We start from the raw sequence: 15,476 nt of genomic DNA on the forward strand, positions 1-15,476 counted from the left end.
ACCATTAAAATTTAAAGTTATAACTCACTGCAGGAACAATACCGAAAATTGAAGTTTTTACAGCTTCATTACTCCCGGTATCAATATTTTGTCTGAAATTGATGGAAGCGGCATTTTTCCGATTGTACAAATTGTAAATGCTGAAAACCCATTCCCCTTTCCATTGGCGGTCTTTGTCGCTTTTGGGAGTCAATGTCGCGGCAATGTCCAGGTGGTGGTAAGCCGGAAGTCGATTTTCATTTCTTAATCCATAGCTGGGTACATTGATTCCTAAGTAGTCATATTGCCCAACGGGATACGTTACCGGTTGCCCGGTTTGCAGCGCAAAATTAGCTCCAAAAGACCATTTTTCATTCAAATTATAAGAAGACGTTATCGCAATATTGTGCAATTTGTCATATACTGAATTGTACCATTGCCCGTTGTTTATTCCAGTTTCTATCGGGGTTCTTCCCGGAGTTTGTTGCTCGGATTTGGATAATGTATATGAAATCCATCCGTTAAATTTTCCTTCGTTTTTTCGGAACATAATTTCTAAACCGTAGGATCTTAATTGCCCGTTCAGGATAATTTGTTCAATGGCTTTGTTGGCAATCAAATTGGCGCCGTCAATGTAATCCAATCGGTTTTGCACTTCTTTATAATACGTTTCTACCTCGAGGGAATACATTCCTTCTTCGAAGTTTTTGAAATATCCCAAAGCTACCTGGTCAGCAATTTGAGGTTTTATAAAACGGTCACTTGGCGTCCATACATCGAGTGGAGTAGGCGATGAGGTGTTCGAAATGAGTTGTAAATACTGCACCATTCTGTTGTAGCTCGCTTTGAAGGATTGGTCATCGTTGATTTGGTAGGCTAATGAAAAACGTGGTTCCAAGTAATTATAGCTTTGCATGACTTTATTTCTGTCATAAAACTTTGTGCCAATTGGAGTTGCTTTTTCATAAATCTGTAGTTCCGAATTGAACGTTACAGGATTGTCATCTTTATAAATATTCACGGTAGATTGTCCTAAACGGTAAAACATACTGTAACGAAGCCCGTATGAAAGTGCTATTTTATCGGATATTTCCTGATCAGCATTGATGTAAAGTGCGGGTTCAAAAGCATATTTTTTGTCCAATTGATCAAAATTTATTCCGGAATTAACATCAGATGGCTTGATAGTTCCAGGATTGAACTCGTAATAAATTCCGTTTACACCGTAATTTAATTTGAATTTATCCGAAATATAATTCTTGAAATCGTATTTGATATTATAGTTTCTAATGCCGGAATCCCATTTGAAACCTATAAAATCCAAATCTAAACCGTAATAATAATCACTGTAAATGAGCGATAAATTCGAAAATAATTTTTCAGAAAACAAGTGATTCCAACGCAGGTTTACGGTCGCATTTCCATAAATATTGGTAAAGCTTTTGTTCAGGCTGAAAACATCACGCCCAAAATAACCGGATAAATAAAGACTGTTGTTTGAATCTAATTTGTAGCTTAATTTGGTGTTTAAATCATAAAAATAAGCGGTATTGTTTTTTTGTTCTTCGGATAGTTTCAGGAATAAATGCGCGTAGGAACTTCTGCCGCCAATAAGGAAGGAACCTTTGTCTTTAACCAATGGCCCTTCGACCAAAATTCTGCTGGAAATTAATCCGATTCCTCCATTGACATGAAAACCTTTGCTGTTACCGTCTTTTTGATAAATATCTAAAACAGAAGACGCTCTGCCTCCATAACGAGCTGGAATTCCCCCTTTATACAGCTTTAGATCTTTGATAGCATCCGGATTAAAAACAGAGAAAAAACCAAAAACATGTGAGGAATTAAAGATCGTTGCCTCGTCCAAGAGAATCAAATTTTGGTCGGCACCACCACCACGAACATTAAAGCCTGATGCACCTTCACCAGCATTAGTAACTCCGGGCAGTAATAAAATAGATTTTAGAACATCGACTTCACCCAAAACAACGGGCATTTTTTTAATAGCAGAAATAGAGAGTTTATTGACGCTCATTTCGGGTTTTTTGATGTCAGTTTTTGTTTTATTGTCAGTAATGACTACTTCTTTCAAAGCGGTTTCATTACTATATAAATTGAAATTATTTTTTATGTTTTGGTTCAGGTTTATTGATTCTTCAATGGTTTGATAGCCCAGATAACTTATTTGTACACTGTATGTCCCCTGTGGTACAGTAATGGAATAAAACCCATATTCATTGGTGGTTACCCCAGTTTTAAGTTGTGGAATTACAACATTGACACCTATTAAAGTTTCATTACTGTTAACGTCAATAATAGTTCCGCTTAGCGTATATTTCTCTTGGGAGAAAGAGGAAAACGAGGATAATAATACAACTAAAAAGGTAATAATTTTCTTTGGAGTCATTGTTTAGATTTTATCGAAATGAAAATATGCAAATTACATTAAATAGAATTTAAATTGGTATATAACAGATGTTAAGGAATTGCTAATATAAAAAAAGACAACTGTTTCCAGTTGTCTTTTTCATAGTATTATTAAAATTGTAAAGCAGTTAATTAAGCGATTTTTGCCAATATAGCATTGAAAGTCTCGCTTGGACGCATTGCTTTGTCTGTTAATTTAGGATTTGGTTGGTAATGGCCGCCGATATCTTGTGGTTTTCCTTGCGCTGCAATTAACTCGGTATTGATTTTGGCTTCGTTTGCTGCAAATTCGGCTGCAATAGGAGTGAAGATAGCTTTCAAAGCAGGTTCTTTGTCTTGCGTTGCCAAGGCTTCTGCCCAATACATAGCTAAGTAAAAATGAGAACCACGGTTGTCAATTCCCCCAAGTTTACGTGCGGGTGATTTGTCATTTGCCAAGAATTTCTCTGTAGCAACATCAAGAGTTTCAGCTAAAACAATTGCTTTAGAATTGTGTAATGTTTGTCCTAAATGCTCTAATGAAGCACCTAATGCCAAGAATTCGCCAAGAGAATCCCAACGTAAATAACCTTCTGCCGTAAATTGCTCTACGTGTTTTGGAGCTGATCCGCCGGCACCAGTTTCAAACAAACCACCACCATTCATCAATGGAACGATAGATAGCATTTTTGCAGATGTTCCCACTTCTAAAATTGGGAATAAATCCGTCAAATAATCACGTAAAACGTTTCCTGTTACTGAAATAGTGTCCAATCCTTTAACAATTCTTTCTAATGTGAAGTTTGTCGCTTCAATAGGATTTAAGATTTGAATATCTAAACCGGTAGTATCGTGGTCTTTTAAATATTTTGTAACTTTTTCAATAAGTGCTCTGTCGTGTGCTCTATTATTATCCAACCAGAAAATGGCCGGAGTATTAGACAGACGTGCTCTGTTTACAGCTAATTTGATCCAGTCTTGAATCGGGGCATCTTTTGCCTGACACATTCTGAAAATATCTTTAGCTTCAACAGCTTGTTCCATCAAAACGTTTCCGTTAGTATCTACAACGCGCACCATTCCGTCAGCTGTCATTTGGAATGTTTTGTCATGTGAACCGTACTCTTCTGCTTTTTGTGCCATCAAACCTACGTTTGGTACACTTCCCATTGTTGTGGGGTCAAAAGCACCATTTTTTTTACAAAAATCAATTGTCGCAGTATAGACGCCGGCATAACATCTGTCAGGTATAAGAGCGATGATATCTTGAAGTTTACCATCTTTATTGTGCATCTTTCCCGAAGTACGAATCATAGCTGGCATGGATGCATCCACAATCACATCCGAAGGAACATGCAGATTGGTAATTCCTTTCTCAGAATTTACCATTGCTAATGCTGGTCCATTATCGATTGCTTGGTTTAATGCAGCTTCTATTTCAGCTTGCATCGGATGTCCTGCAATTTTTGAATATACATCACCCAATCCGTTTCTGGTATCAATGTTCAATTCGTCAAATAAGGCCACGTATTTTTCGAAAACAGTTGCAAAATAAACCTCTACGACAGCTCCAAAAATAATTGGATCAGAAACTTTCATCATTGTCGCTTTCAAGTGAACTGAAAGTAGAACGTTTAATTTTTTTGCTTCTGCAATTGTTTTGGCAATAAAAATTTTTAGCGCTTTCAAGTTCATTACTGAACTGTCAATTATTTCTCCTGATTTAAGTGGAGTACTCGCTTTCAAAACAGTAGTGGAACCATCTTTAGCAACGAATTCGATTTTTACATCAGTAGCGTTAGCGACTGTTATTGATTTTTCACTTCCGTAAAAATCGCCGCTTTCCATAGAAGCAACGTGTGTTTTTGAGTCAGCAGACCAAGCACCCATCGAATGTGGATTTGCTTTAGCGTAGTTTTTTACTGCCTTAGGAGCTCTACGATCAGAGTTTCCTTCACGTAAAACAGGATTAACGGCAGAACCTAATATTTTAGAATATTTAGCTTTAATATTAGTCTCAGTCTCGTTTCGCGGTTCTTCTGGGAAGTCAGGTAAATTATATCCATGAGATTGTAATTCAGCAATAGCCGCTTTCAGTTGAGGAAAAGACGCTGAAACATTTGGTAATTTTATTATGTTAGCTTCTGGTGTTGTGGCTAATTGCCCTAGTTCTAACAAAGCATCACCTGTTTTTTGGTCTTCCGTCAAAAACTCCGGAAAATTGGACAAAATTCTTGCTGCTAAAGAAATATCTCTAGTTTCAATCTCAATGTCAGATGTTGCTGTAAATGCTTTAACAATAGGTAAAAATGAATGAGTTGCCAATAAAGGCGCTTCATCAGTAAGCGTGTAAAAAATTTTTGATTTCTGTGTCATTTTTTTATTTTTATAATCGAATCACGTTAAAAGTATCTTATATAAGGTGTTTCACTTAAAATAAGGCGGACAAATATATGAAAATCAGATGTAATAGAAGGTGGATTTGGCCTAGAAAAACATGAATTTTAAGATTACGAACTTGTTATTCTTATATTGTTAGTTTTAGAGCTTCATTAATCCTAAATTAGGAATTTATAAGGAAAATAGTAGACAAAAAAAAAGTCCCAACACTGTTGGGACTTTTATAGTAAAAAATTAGTTGACTATCTTCTTTTGTCTTTAATCTTAGCTTTTTTACCGGTAAGTTCTCTGAAGTAGAAAATTCTCGCTCTACGTACAGCACCTTTCTTATTGATTTCAATTTTTTGTAAAGCTGGTAAGTTTACTGGGAAGATACGCTCAACTCCAATAGCACCAGACATTTTACGAATTGTGAAAGTTTCTGTATTAGCAGAACCTCTTCTTTGAATAACAACTCCTTTAAAAAACTGTGTTCTCGTTTTTTCACCCTCTCTAATTTCGTAGTAAACAGTGATAGTGTCTCCAGCTGCAAAAACTGGGAATTCTTTTCTTGTTACGAATTCGTCTTGAACGAATTTCATTAAATCTGCCATGATATTTTTTAATTATGGTTTGCATCAAATCAACATTCACGGATCTCGCCAGAGGTTAAACTAATGTGGGCGCAAAAGTATGTAATTATTTTGAATTATAAATTATAAATTATGAATTATTTGAATCCTAATAATGAGTCATTTAGAATTTAAAATATAACATTTATAAAAGTTTTACTCCTCCAGTAAATCGGGTCTTCTATTCTTTGTGTGCTCATAGGCCATATCGTCACGCCATTTGTCAATTTTGGCAAAATTCCCGCTGGTCAAAACCTCCGGAACTTTCCATCCGTTGTAATCTGCCGGGCGAGTGTAAATAGGGCCTGACAATAATCCATCCTGAAAACTATCCGTCAACGCTGAGGTTTCATCGCTTAAAACTCCCGGAATCAATCGGATTAATGCATCCGATAACACCAAAGCTCCTAATTCGCCGCCAGACAACACATAATCACCAATAGAGATTTCTTTAGTAATAAAATGGTCGCGTACCCGCTGATCGACACCTTTATAATGACCGCAAAGGATAATAATATTTTCGTACATCGACATCGTATTTGCCATTTTCTGGTTCAGGGTTTCCCCGTCCGGCGACATATAAATGATTTCGTCATAGGCTCTTTCGCTTTTCAAATGGGTGATGCAAGCATCAATAGGCTGCACCGTCATTACCATTCCGGCACCACCGCCATATGGATAATCATCCACGCTTTTCTGCCTGTTGGTCGTGTAATCCCGCAGATTATGAAAATGAACTTCCACTAATCCTTTGTCAATAGCACGTTTCATAATCGAAGCCTCAAACGGACTTCGCAATAATTCTGGTAGAACGGTAACAATATCGATGCGCATAATTTTTATTAAAAAGGTTCTGAGCCGCAAAGGTACAAAGTTGCTTAGGTTTTCAGATAACCAAATAACCAAATCAACGATTAAATTTTTCTTTTGGAGCTATTTCCAGCTGTTCGCTTCAATCTTTTTATCCGCCGAAAAGGCGCATAAAAAGGATTTTCACTTCCATCTGGGCTAGGATTTTTGTGGAATTAGGTAGGTTTAAGAACACCAAAAATTTCAGTAAAATACACATCAAACAATGATTCTGACAAAGGAAACCATCTTTTATTAGAAATGCCCTGAGTGGTAAGCTATAATTATCTGTTATCCAAAATAAGTAAACAATTATATACTAGTAACTTAGATCCCATCCCTCTTTCTCTAATAATAGATTTGAGTTTTTGTGACAAAGAATTTAATCAATTAGAAGTTAGTTTTGTGTTTATTTTTTTAGCAAATCCCAAAGTATTCTAAATTGTATTGATTTACAATTTTTTATTTCAGAATTTTGATATTCAATGAAAGATCATGAAAAATAAAATTTTAGTTTTAGGGAGTCTAACGTTGCTCTCGGCAAGCCTGTTGGTAATGAACTCCTGCAACTCTTTGCCTAAAGGATTAAGGACAGTTCAAGATTTTGATAAAGATAAATACTTAGGCAACTGGTACGAAATTGCACGGTTGGATTTTGTTTTTGAAAAAAACTTAAACAATACAACCGCTGAATATTCACTAAACGAGGATGGAAGTATCAAAGTGGTAAACCGAGGGTATAATTACATAAAGAACAAGTATGTATCATCTACAGGTAAAGTGAAGTTTGCAGGTAATTCAAATGAAGGAAAATTAAAAGTTTCCTTTTTTGGGCCATTTTATTCAGGATATAACATTATTGCGCTCGATTCTGATTATAAGTACGCTTTAGTTGCAGGTGAAAGTCTTAAATACTTGTGGCTGCTCTCGCGGGAAAAAACAATGCCTAATGATATAAAAGAAGCCTATCTAAAAACGGCAAAAGATCTTGGCTACAATACTTATAAACTAATTTGGGTAAAACACAATTAGTTTCTATAATTAGAAAAGGGAATCATTTACAGCGCTTTTTTGCCTTAATAGAGCACCATAATGATTAAAAAATGGACTTCAATTAACTGAATCCATTTAGGGAGAATTTTCAAATTGTCTAATTTAATTCGTAAATTTGCGCTTTAACAAAAATTAAATAAAAATGGAAAACGGAATATATGCTAAATTCAACACTACTAAAGGTGCTATTTTAGTAAAATTAGCACACGATTTGACTCCAGGAACAGTTGGAAACTTCGTAGGATTGGCTGAAGGAAACTTAGAAAATAAAGTAAAACCGCAAGGAGTTAAATTTTATGACGGATTAAAATTCCACAGAGTAATTCCTAACTTCATGATTCAAGGAGGTTGTCCACAAGGAACAGGAACTGGAGATCCAGGATATAAATTTGATGATGAATTTCACCCAAGCTTGAAACACGACCGTCCGGGAGTTTTGGCAATGGCTAATTCTGGACCTGGAACAAACGGTTCTCAATTTTACATTACGCACATTCCAACAGATTGGTTGGATAACAAACATACTGTTTTTGGTCATGTTGTTGAAGGTCAGGACGTGGTAGATGCTGTAGAGCAAGGAGATGTTTTAGAATCTTTGGAAATCATCAGAGAAGGAGAAGAAGCTAAAAACTGGAATGCAATTGAAGCTTTCATCACTTTCAAAGGATCTCGCAACAAACGTGATGCGTCTTTGAAAGCAGAAGTTGAAGCAGCGATGGAAAAATTAGCAGCTGGTTTTGAAAAAACAGAAAGCGGTTTGCGTTACCAATTCATCCAAAGAGGTGAAGGTAAAAAAGCAGAAAGCGGAAAAACAGTGTCTGTGCATTATGAAGGTTCATTAGAGAACGGAAAAGTTTTTGATTCGTCGTATCCAAGAAAAAAACCAATCGAATTCAAATTGGGTCAAGGTCAGGTTATTGAAGGTTGGGATGAAGGAATTGCGTTGTTGCGCGTAGGTGACAAAGCGCGTTTTGTGATTCCATCTGATTTAGGATATGGATCTCGTGGTGCTGGAGGAGCAATTCCACCAAATGCCACTTTGATTTTTGACGTAGAATTAATGGATGTCAAATAGTCTAAAAAAATTATAGGTCTTATAAAATTTAAAAATCCCAAAATGTATGGACCGCCTCTAACTGTTTGGACAAATTTATAAGTAATTTTGATAATTGTGAGCTCGATATTTTATCGGGCTCATTTTGTTTATATTTGACTTAATTCTTACCCTATTGAAATAGTCTATATTTTTTTAATTTCCCGTTTTAGTTCATCTAAACTTGCAAATTTTCGTAGGTAAAACAATTCTGATTTTAGTATTCCAAAGAAGTTTTCAATAAAAACTTGGTTTGATTTAAAAGTAAATTCAAGACAAATTTATGTCTTAACTCTATTATGGCTTGCGCTTTCTGACTTTCTCTTCTGCTTGAATTAAGGCTAAGAAATTTTTTAGCAAGTCGTTCTCACAACGCAGTGCTTTAATCTCTAAAAGAATTTCTTCTGCTCTCGTAACTGTTTTGTCCGATTTTCGCTTTTTTCGTTTTTTGTCATAAATAGTTTCTAGTCTTCTCCTAGTTTTTGGTTGTAAGGCTACTAAACCAAAATTGGCAAAATATTTCTTCCCTTTAGCAATTATACCTGCATCAGGGATATTAAACTTAACACTTGCGGTCCTCAGAGACAATGAGTTTTTGTCAACGGCTTTTCGTACTTCTAATTTAAAATCTAACCAATAACTTTGATTCTTTCTAGGGAACAAAACAATGGTTCATAATTCTTTATAAAATCCAGTCCATTTATGAAGGTTTGATCTTTCTAAACCCTTTTCAATAGAAACATGTTTGCAAGAATAATGCTTTTCTAGCACTAATTTTATACATTCAAGCTTATACGCATTAGCACACTTAACTTTTCTTTCCATAAAAATGCCCCCAAATAGTGTATCACTTTTTGGGGGCAGTTCAATTAGATTGCGACTTTTTTAATTCTTGAAAGCGAGAATTATTTTTTATTCAAAACGGCACTCATTTCCATAGAGATAGCAGAGCGTTCCATTTTTAATTTTCCTGACATCGTTTCAACAATAACAGTTGTGTCCGCAAGCTCAGAAACTTTTCCGTGAAGACCACTTTTAGTTATGATTTTATCACCTACTTTTAAGGTGCTTTCAAATTCTTTTTCGTTTTTTGCTCTTTTTTGCTGTGGTCTGATCATAAAGAAATAGATCACCACAAACATTAATATAAACGGTGCAAATTGAGTTAATTGTTCCATAATTTTAATTCTCTTTTTATTTGTTAATTATTACATTAAACCACGACCGGCTTTTATAATTCTTTTGCTGGTTTGAAGCTCTTTTACTAAATTGTCTAAAATTCCGTTGATAAAAATACTACTTTTTGGAGTAGAATATTCTTTGGCAACCTCTAAATATTCGTTAAGAGTTACTTTTACAGGAATCGATGGGAATTTCAAGAACTCACAAATAGCCATTTTAAGTATGATGGTATCTATTTCAGCAATTCTATCGCTGTCCCAATTTGGCGTTTTATCAACATATTCCTTCGCTAATTCCTTCTCATTTAAGACTGTTTTTCGAAATAAATCTTTAACAAAGTCTTTGTCCTCATTGTCTTTGTACAATTTTGGAACTCTGAAATTATCATCTTCACCAGATTTAATCGCTTTCAATTGTTTGATGATATGCGTATTTACTAACGGAATATCATCTACCCAAGTCAACTTATCATCTTCCAGATAGTCATACAATTTTTCATTAGGAACAATTACATCCATGAACAAATCAACAATAAACTGTCGGTCTTCCTCAAAAGTATTTAGTGGATTACTCATGTATTCCAAATACAATTTACTGGCTTTTATATCATTGAGAAGCAATAAAATATAATCGTCATTTAAAGTCCAATTATTGATTTTACGATTTTCCAGCGCGATACTTAATGAATTATTTTCGGAAAGAATTTGAAAAATCCTGTTTTTTACAAATTTTTCATTGGGTTTACGTTCCTCGGGAGTCGCAAGATGCTTCAAACTTGACTTATGTAAAAAGACAGTTTCTGTTTTACAAATCTCAATCAGCGAGGAAAGCATTATCAGGTATAAATCTTGAATATTGTCGATACTGTAAAAAAGGAATTTTTCTTCTTTTTCCAGATTATCTGAACCGCTTTGATGCATCGCATAAATGGATTGCATAACTTTAACGCGAATGTGTCTTCTGTTTACCACCTTGTAAGAACTTTTATTAATTAGCGTGCAAAAATAAGTATTTCATTTTTTAAAATAAAATATATAATCGCTTATTTTAAAGTATTCAGCAATCAGTATTTAGTGACGGGAAATAATTTATCACTGAATACTGACAGCTGAGGACTGAAAACTACTTTTTACTATTTTCTAACTTTCTTTGATTGATGCGATTTTGAGCAATAGTTAAAGCAGCATGATGCGGTGTCATATTGTTCGCAATGGCAAAATCAAATATCTCCAATGTTGTGTTGTAAATGTTTTCCGTTTTACGCATGATTTCTGCTTTATCATAATGCGCTAATTCAGCGTACACGTTGATAATTCCACCTGCATTAATCAAAAAGTCCGGAGCATACAAAATGCCTCTTTCTTGCAAAATTGCACCATGTACATTCTCATCAGCCAACTGATTATTAGCGGCACCAGCAATCACTTTTGCTTTTATTTTATAAACGGTGTTGTCATTTAAAGTCGCTCCCATCGCACATGGTGCGTAAATATCAACATCTGCACTGTACAAATCTTCTCCTCTAAAAATTTGTGCGTTATACTTGGTTCCTACTTCGTTCAGTTTTTGTTCATTGATATCAGCAATCGTTACTATTGCTCCTTCTTTGGTTAAATAATCAACTAAAGTTTCCCCAACATGACCAATTCCTTGAACCAATACTTTTTTTCCACTCAAAACATCTGATCCAAATTGTTGTTTTGCAGCCGCTTTCATTCCTAAATAAACACCATACGCCGTGACTGGCGAAGGATTTCCAGCACCACCTCGTGATTCAGAAATTCCAGTAACATACGGCGTTACATCTCTTACGATATCCATATCTGCGGTTTCCATTCCTACATCTTCAGCAGTGATATATCTTCCGCTTAAAGAATGTACGAATTCACCAAATTTACGCATGAGTTCTGGTGTTTTCTGTGTTTTGGCGTCACCAATAATCACTGCTTTACCTCCACCAATATTCAATCCTGTAATCGCCGCTTTGAAAGTCATTCCACGAGAAAGACGCAAAACATCGTTTAATGCTTCCCATTCATTCGCGTAATTATACATTCTTGTACCGCCCAAAGCTGGACCCATTACCGAATTATGAATACCAATAATTGCTTTTAAACCTGTATCTTTGTCGTTGCAAAATACAATTTGTTCGTGATCATCAAATGATAATTGACCAAAAACGGGATCCATTTTTTGAAGTTCCTTTCCAGTTGTGAAAGCTGCATTCATAGTGTAAATTTTTATAGTGATGAAATTATGAATTTGTCAAAAAGACAATTCAAATTTACATAAAATATAAATATGCATCAGCTTTTTATCAAAAAATCGTTAATTCATCAATTTAAAGAGTTGAGAATTTACTATTAAAATGATTAAAAAAATACTTTTATTCTAAAAATAAAAGGAGTTCAACACAGAATATCTTAAAAAATGAAAGAATTACGTTATTTAAATAAATACTTCGTCAAATACAAATACAGTTTTTTACTTGGAATTGTTTTTACGATTATTGCTCAGATATTTATGCTTTTCACACCAAAGTTGATTAGCAAATCATTCAAATTAATTGAGGCTTTTGCCAAAGATAAAACCGTATCCAAATCCGTTATTCATGAAGAATTAATTTCGAATATTTTATTGATTATCGCCACTACAATAATTGCCGGTTTTCTTACTTTTTTGATGAGACAAACCTTAATTGTGATGTCTCGCCACATCGAATTTGATTTAAAAAACGAAGTATTCCGTCAATACGAGGATCTTTCGCAAAACTTCTATAAACAAAACCGTACCGGAGATTTAATGAATCGCATCAGCGAAGACGTTTCAAAAGTAAGAATGTATGTAGGCCCAGCGGTGATGTACTCCATCAATACCTTCATTCGTTTCGCAATAGTCATTGTGTACATGTATAATGTATCGCCAATATTAACTTTATACACTTTACTTCCTTTGCCAATTCTTTCGTTTGCTATTTTTAAACTGAGTTCAGAAATCAATATAAGAAGTACTATTTTTCAACAATATTTATCTAAAGTTTCCAGTTTTTCACAAGAAATATTTTCAGGAATCCGAGTGATAAAAGCCTACTCTCTGGAAGATCAACACCAAAATAACATGGTAAGTTTGGCCAATGAAAGCAAAAGCAAAAGCTTGAATTTAGCCAAAGTACAATCCTTATTTGGTCCGTTAATGTTGGCGCTAATAGGAATCAGTAACCTTGTGGTGATTTATTTTGGAGGGTTAATGTACATCAGCGGGACCATAAAGAGTATCGGGACCATTGCTGAATTTATTTTGTACGTGAATATGCTGACTTGGCCGGTAGCGTCCTTGGGTTGGGTTTCTTCGATGGTTCAGGAGGCCGAAGCTTCACAAAAAAGGCTGAACGAATTCCTAAAAATTGAACCGGAGATAAAAAATAAAAATTTGAATAAATCAGTCATTAAAGGTTCTATTTCTTTCGAGAATGTAAGTTATACGTACGAAGACACTAATATCAAAGCGTTGCAAAACATTTCATTCACGGTTAAAAAAGGAGAAACTTTAGCCATTTTAGGAAAAACGGGATCCGGAAAATCGACCATTTTATCTTTAATTTCCAGAATGTACGATGTAACTGAAGGGAAAATAACCATTGATGGACATGAAATAAGTACTATAAACCTATTTGATTTGCGAAACAGCATTGGAATTGTGCCACAAGATGCGTTCTTATTTTCGGACAGCATCAAAAATAATATTATGTTTGGTAAAGAGAATGCTACCGATGACGAAGTGTTTTCTGCAGCCAAAAGCGCGGTGGTTCATGACAATATCATGGGCTTTAATAAACAATATGAAACCGTTCTGGGAGAGAGAGGAATTACGCTTTCCGGTGGACAAAAACAACGCGTTTCCATTGCCAGAGCCATTATTAAAAATCCTCCGATTTTACTTTTTGACGATTGTTTATCCGCGGTAGATACAGAAACTGAAGAAGCAATATTGAACAACTTATATGAAATTTGCAAGGACAAAACAACAATAATAGTAAGCCACCGTATATCGTCAGCTAAAAATGCCGACAGAGTTATTATTATCGACAAAGGGCAAATTATACAACAAGGTTCTCATAATCAATTGATAAATCAAGAAGGTTATTACGCAGCTTTGTATTTGAAACAACTTTCAGAAAAAGAAATGCCATAATTGTTGTATAATACATATTTTTTATAGATTTTTGGATACTAGTTAACAACCATAAATTGATAGAAAGGATTATGAGAGAAAATGACATGTTAGAAAAAGAAGAGATATTTTCTAAAGTTTTAAGAGCTGGAAGAAGAACCTATTTCTTTGATGTGAGAGCTACAAAAGCTGACGATTACTACATTACTATTACCGAGAGCAAGAAATTTACCGAAGAAGATGGATCTTTTCATTTCAAAAAACATAAAATCTACTTATACAAAGAAGATTTCGCTGCTTTTGCAGAGATTCTAGGCGAAATGACATCGTACGTTTTGAACCACAAAGGCGAAGAAGTTATTTCAGAAAGACACCAAAAAGATTTCAAAAAAGAATATGCTTCTGAAAAATCAGATGACGATATTATACCGCAAACATCAACTTTTACCAACATAGAATTTGATGATATTTAATTTTTAGTTTCATACTTACCAATTAAAAAGTCTAAAAGTCATTTGATTTTTGGACTTTTTTTGTATCTTCAGCTAAATAATAGAAATAAACGGAATGACAAAACCTACAGTAAGTGTAGCATGGCTCTTCAGCAATCTTGAAGACCCTAATTTAATAATTTTGGATGCCAGTTTCAAAGAGAATCAATCCAATGTAAAAACTGAACTGGTAAATATTCAAATTAAAGGTGCCCGATTTTTTGACATAAAAAATATTTTTAGTGATACCTCAAATCCTTTACCGAACACGATTCCGAGTCCTGAACAATTTGAACTAGAAGCCAGAAAACTAGGTGTAAACAAACATAGTTCTCTTATAATTTATGACAACTTGGGTATTTATTCCAGTCCAAGAGCGTGGTGGCTTTTTAAATTAATGGGACATCAAAAGGTAGCTGTTCTCAATGGCGGACTGCCTGAATGGATTAGTCAAAAATATCCAGTTGAAGCTATACCGGAAAATCCAAACTATTCCATTGGTGATTTTAAAGCCGAATTTATGCCGGAATTGGTAAAAAGCAAAGAACAAATTTTAGAAAATGTAAACACAAAAAATGCCGTTTTGATTGACGCTCGTGCAGAGAGCCGATTCAAAGGAATTGGCGATGAGCAAAGACCCGGACTTCGAAGCGGTCATATTCCCGGTTCTGTAAATGTGCCGTATACGCAGCTTTTGCAAAATGGCAAATTTTTGCCAAACGAGGAATTAATTAAATTTATGAAAACCGACAGTAGGCCTTTAATATTCACTTGTGGTTCGGGAGTTACTGCCTGTATTGATTTAATTGCTTACGAATTGATAAGTGAAAATCCAAAATCCGTGTACGATGGTTCTTGGACAGAGTGGGGACAATTGAAAAATCTTCCAATAGAAAAGTAGAATGTATTTTATTTAAAAAATATTGATGCTAATTTTTTAGATAAAAACTGATTTTACATTTTAAATTAGATTTAAACCATTAATTCCGAGAGTGATTTAAAACATTGAGCGGAATGAATACTTGACAAAGAAATTTGTATTTTGTAGTGTGCGCCGCCAGCCCGTTTTATATCTTTAAATGAACTAAAAAACGCCCGTCCTCTGTACTGGAACATTAGCCAGAACTTCGGAGTAATAAACTAATTTATTAGATCTAAAAATAGTAAATTAAACTACTTGCAAATTTTATTATCAAATTAGTGCTTAAATTTTATCGAAAATTATGTATTCTCAATCTTTAA

At 34.6% G+C, this 15,476-nt stretch carries 15 protein-coding genes; 5 read left to right on the plus strand and 10 right to left on the minus strand.

Annotation, left to right across the window (positions count from 1 at the left end):
* Positions 1-4: 4 nt before the first annotated feature.
* The 4 genes from ACP7AV_RS15880 to trmD all read right to left on the minus strand — a co-directional run bounded on the left by ACP7AV_RS15880 (position 5) and on the right by trmD (position 6,230).
* Positions 5-2,386 carry a TonB-dependent receptor gene (locus ACP7AV_RS15880; RefSeq protein ID WP_426092781.1) on the minus strand — a complete coding sequence of 794 codons (2,382 nt, stop codon included), beginning with the start codon at positions 2,384-2,386 and terminating at the stop codon, positions 5-7.
* 152 nt (positions 2,387-2,538) lie between these two features.
* Entirely contained in the window at positions 2,539-4,761 is a 2,223-nt protein-coding gene (locus ACP7AV_RS15885; protein WP_426092782.1) for an NADP-dependent isocitrate dehydrogenase, read from the minus strand.
* Between the two features lie 266 nt (positions 4,762-5,027).
* The gene (gene rplS, locus ACP7AV_RS15890) at positions 5,028-5,378 is read right to left on the minus strand and encodes a 50S ribosomal protein L19 (RefSeq protein ID WP_073354306.1); all 351 of its coding nucleotides are present in this window, start codon (positions 5,376-5,378) and stop codon (positions 5,028-5,030) included.
* A gap of 174 nt (positions 5,379-5,552) precedes the next feature.
* The gene (gene trmD, locus ACP7AV_RS15895) at positions 5,553-6,230 is read right to left on the minus strand and encodes a tRNA (guanosine(37)-N1)-methyltransferase TrmD (RefSeq protein ID WP_426092783.1); all 678 of its coding nucleotides are present in this window, start codon (positions 6,228-6,230) and stop codon (positions 5,553-5,555) included.
* 510 nt (positions 6,231-6,740) lie between these two features.
* Between trmD and ACP7AV_RS15900 the strand changes: the two genes are divergently transcribed.
* The gene (locus tag ACP7AV_RS15900) at positions 6,741-7,277 is read left to right on the plus strand and encodes a lipocalin family protein (protein WP_426092784.1); all 537 of its coding nucleotides are present in this window, start codon (positions 6,741-6,743) and stop codon (positions 7,275-7,277) included.
* Between the two features lie 163 nt (positions 7,278-7,440).
* Positions 7,441-8,373, plus strand: coding sequence for a peptidylprolyl isomerase (locus ACP7AV_RS15905; RefSeq protein WP_091208115.1), 933 nt, complete (start codon positions 7,441-7,443; stop codon positions 8,371-8,373).
* A 75-nt stretch (positions 8,374-8,448) separates the two neighbouring features.
* Here ACP7AV_RS15905 and ACP7AV_RS15910 read toward each other — a convergent pair whose 3' ends face one another.
* The 6 genes from ACP7AV_RS15910 to ACP7AV_RS15935 all read right to left on the minus strand — a co-directional run bounded on the left by ACP7AV_RS15910 (position 8,449) and on the right by ACP7AV_RS15935 (position 11,802).
* Positions 8,449-8,541 carry an IS3 family transposase gene (locus tag ACP7AV_RS15910; RefSeq protein WP_426092812.1) on the minus strand — a complete coding sequence of 31 codons (93 nt, stop codon included), beginning with the start codon at positions 8,539-8,541 and terminating at the stop codon, positions 8,449-8,451.
* A complete protein-coding gene (locus tag ACP7AV_RS15915) occupies positions 8,538-8,672 on the minus strand; it encodes an IS3 family transposase (RefSeq protein ID WP_426092813.1) in 135 nt (44 codons plus the stop codon). Before ACP7AV_RS15915 ends, ACP7AV_RS15910 begins: the two co-directional genes overlap by 4 nt.
* 16 nt (positions 8,673-8,688) lie before the next feature.
* Positions 8,689-9,054 carry a hypothetical protein gene (locus ACP7AV_RS15920; RefSeq protein ID WP_426092785.1) on the minus strand — a complete coding sequence of 122 codons (366 nt, stop codon included), beginning with the start codon at positions 9,052-9,054 and terminating at the stop codon, positions 8,689-8,691.
* A 242-nt stretch (positions 9,055-9,296) separates the two neighbouring features.
* Positions 9,297-9,569 (minus strand): preprotein translocase subunit YajC, encoded by a 273-nt coding sequence (yajC, locus tag ACP7AV_RS15925; protein ID WP_091208108.1) that lies wholly within the window; start codon positions 9,567-9,569, stop codon positions 9,297-9,299.
* 30 nt (positions 9,570-9,599) lie between these two features.
* Entirely contained in the window at positions 9,600-10,511 is a 912-nt protein-coding gene (gene nusB / locus ACP7AV_RS15930) for a transcription antitermination factor NusB (RefSeq protein ID WP_426092814.1), read from the minus strand.
* A gap of 184 nt (positions 10,512-10,695) precedes the next feature.
* Positions 10,696-11,802, minus strand: coding sequence for a Glu/Leu/Phe/Val family dehydrogenase (locus ACP7AV_RS15935; protein WP_426092786.1), 1,107 nt, complete (start codon positions 11,800-11,802; stop codon positions 10,696-10,698).
* Between the two features lie 201 nt (positions 11,803-12,003).
* Between ACP7AV_RS15935 and ACP7AV_RS15940 the strand changes: the two genes are divergently transcribed.
* The 3 genes from ACP7AV_RS15940 to ACP7AV_RS15950 all read left to right on the plus strand — a co-directional run bounded on the left by ACP7AV_RS15940 (position 12,004) and on the right by ACP7AV_RS15950 (position 15,135).
* Complete coding sequence (locus ACP7AV_RS15940; protein WP_426092787.1) at positions 12,004-13,764, plus strand: ABC transporter ATP-binding protein; 1,761 nt, start codon at positions 12,004-12,006, stop codon at positions 13,762-13,764.
* A 71-nt stretch (positions 13,765-13,835) separates the two neighbouring features.
* Positions 13,836-14,216, plus strand: coding sequence for a PUR family DNA/RNA-binding protein (locus tag ACP7AV_RS15945; protein WP_426065344.1), 381 nt, complete (start codon positions 13,836-13,838; stop codon positions 14,214-14,216).
* Between the two features lie 94 nt (positions 14,217-14,310).
* Entirely contained in the window at positions 14,311-15,135 is an 825-nt protein-coding gene (locus ACP7AV_RS15950; protein WP_426092788.1) for a sulfurtransferase, read from the plus strand.
* Positions 15,136-15,476: the final 341 nt, after the last annotated feature.

This window comes from Flavobacterium sp. DSR3-2, from assembly GCF_049896525.1.
Lineage (GTDB): Bacteria > Bacteroidota > Bacteroidia > Flavobacteriales > Flavobacteriaceae > Flavobacterium.

Bases quoted from the DNA above. Each gene is read 5' to 3' on its own strand.
- ACP7AV_RS15950 (WP_426092788.1), top strand. From the start codon at position 14,311: ATGACAAAACCTACAGTAAGTGTAGCATGGCTCTTCAGCAATCTTGAA.
- ACP7AV_RS15935 (WP_426092786.1), bottom strand. From the start codon at position 11,802: ATGAATGCAGCTTTCACAACTGGAAAGGAACTTCAAAAAATGGATCCC.
- ACP7AV_RS15945 (WP_426065344.1), top strand. From the start codon at position 13,836: ATGAGAGAAAATGACATGTTAGAAAAAGAAGAGATATTTTCTAAAGTT.
- rplS (WP_073354306.1), bottom strand. From the start codon at position 5,378: ATGGCAGATTTAATGAAATTCGTTCAAGACGAATTCGTAACAAGAAAA.
- ACP7AV_RS15880 (WP_426092781.1), bottom strand. From the start codon at position 2,386: ATGACTCCAAAGAAAATTATTACCTTTTTAGTTGTATTATTATCCTCG.
- ACP7AV_RS15905 (WP_091208115.1), top strand. From the start codon at position 7,441: ATGGAAAACGGAATATATGCTAAATTCAACACTACTAAAGGTGCTATT.
- nusB (WP_426092814.1), bottom strand. From the start codon at position 10,511: ATGCAATCCATTTATGCGATGCATCAAAGCGGTTCAGATAATCTGGAA.
- ACP7AV_RS15900 (WP_426092784.1), top strand. From the start codon at position 6,741: ATGAAAAATAAAATTTTAGTTTTAGGGAGTCTAACGTTGCTCTCGGCA.
- yajC (WP_091208108.1), bottom strand. From the start codon at position 9,569: ATGGAACAATTAACTCAATTTGCACCGTTTATATTAATGTTTGTGGTG.
- ACP7AV_RS15885 (WP_426092782.1), bottom strand. From the start codon at position 4,761: ATGACACAGAAATCAAAAATTTTTTACACGCTTACTGATGAAGCGCCT.
- ACP7AV_RS15940 (WP_426092787.1), top strand. From the start codon at position 12,004: ATGAAAGAATTACGTTATTTAAATAAATACTTCGTCAAATACAAATAC.
- trmD (WP_426092783.1), bottom strand. From the start codon at position 6,230: ATGCGCATCGATATTGTTACCGTTCTACCAGAATTATTGCGAAGTCCG.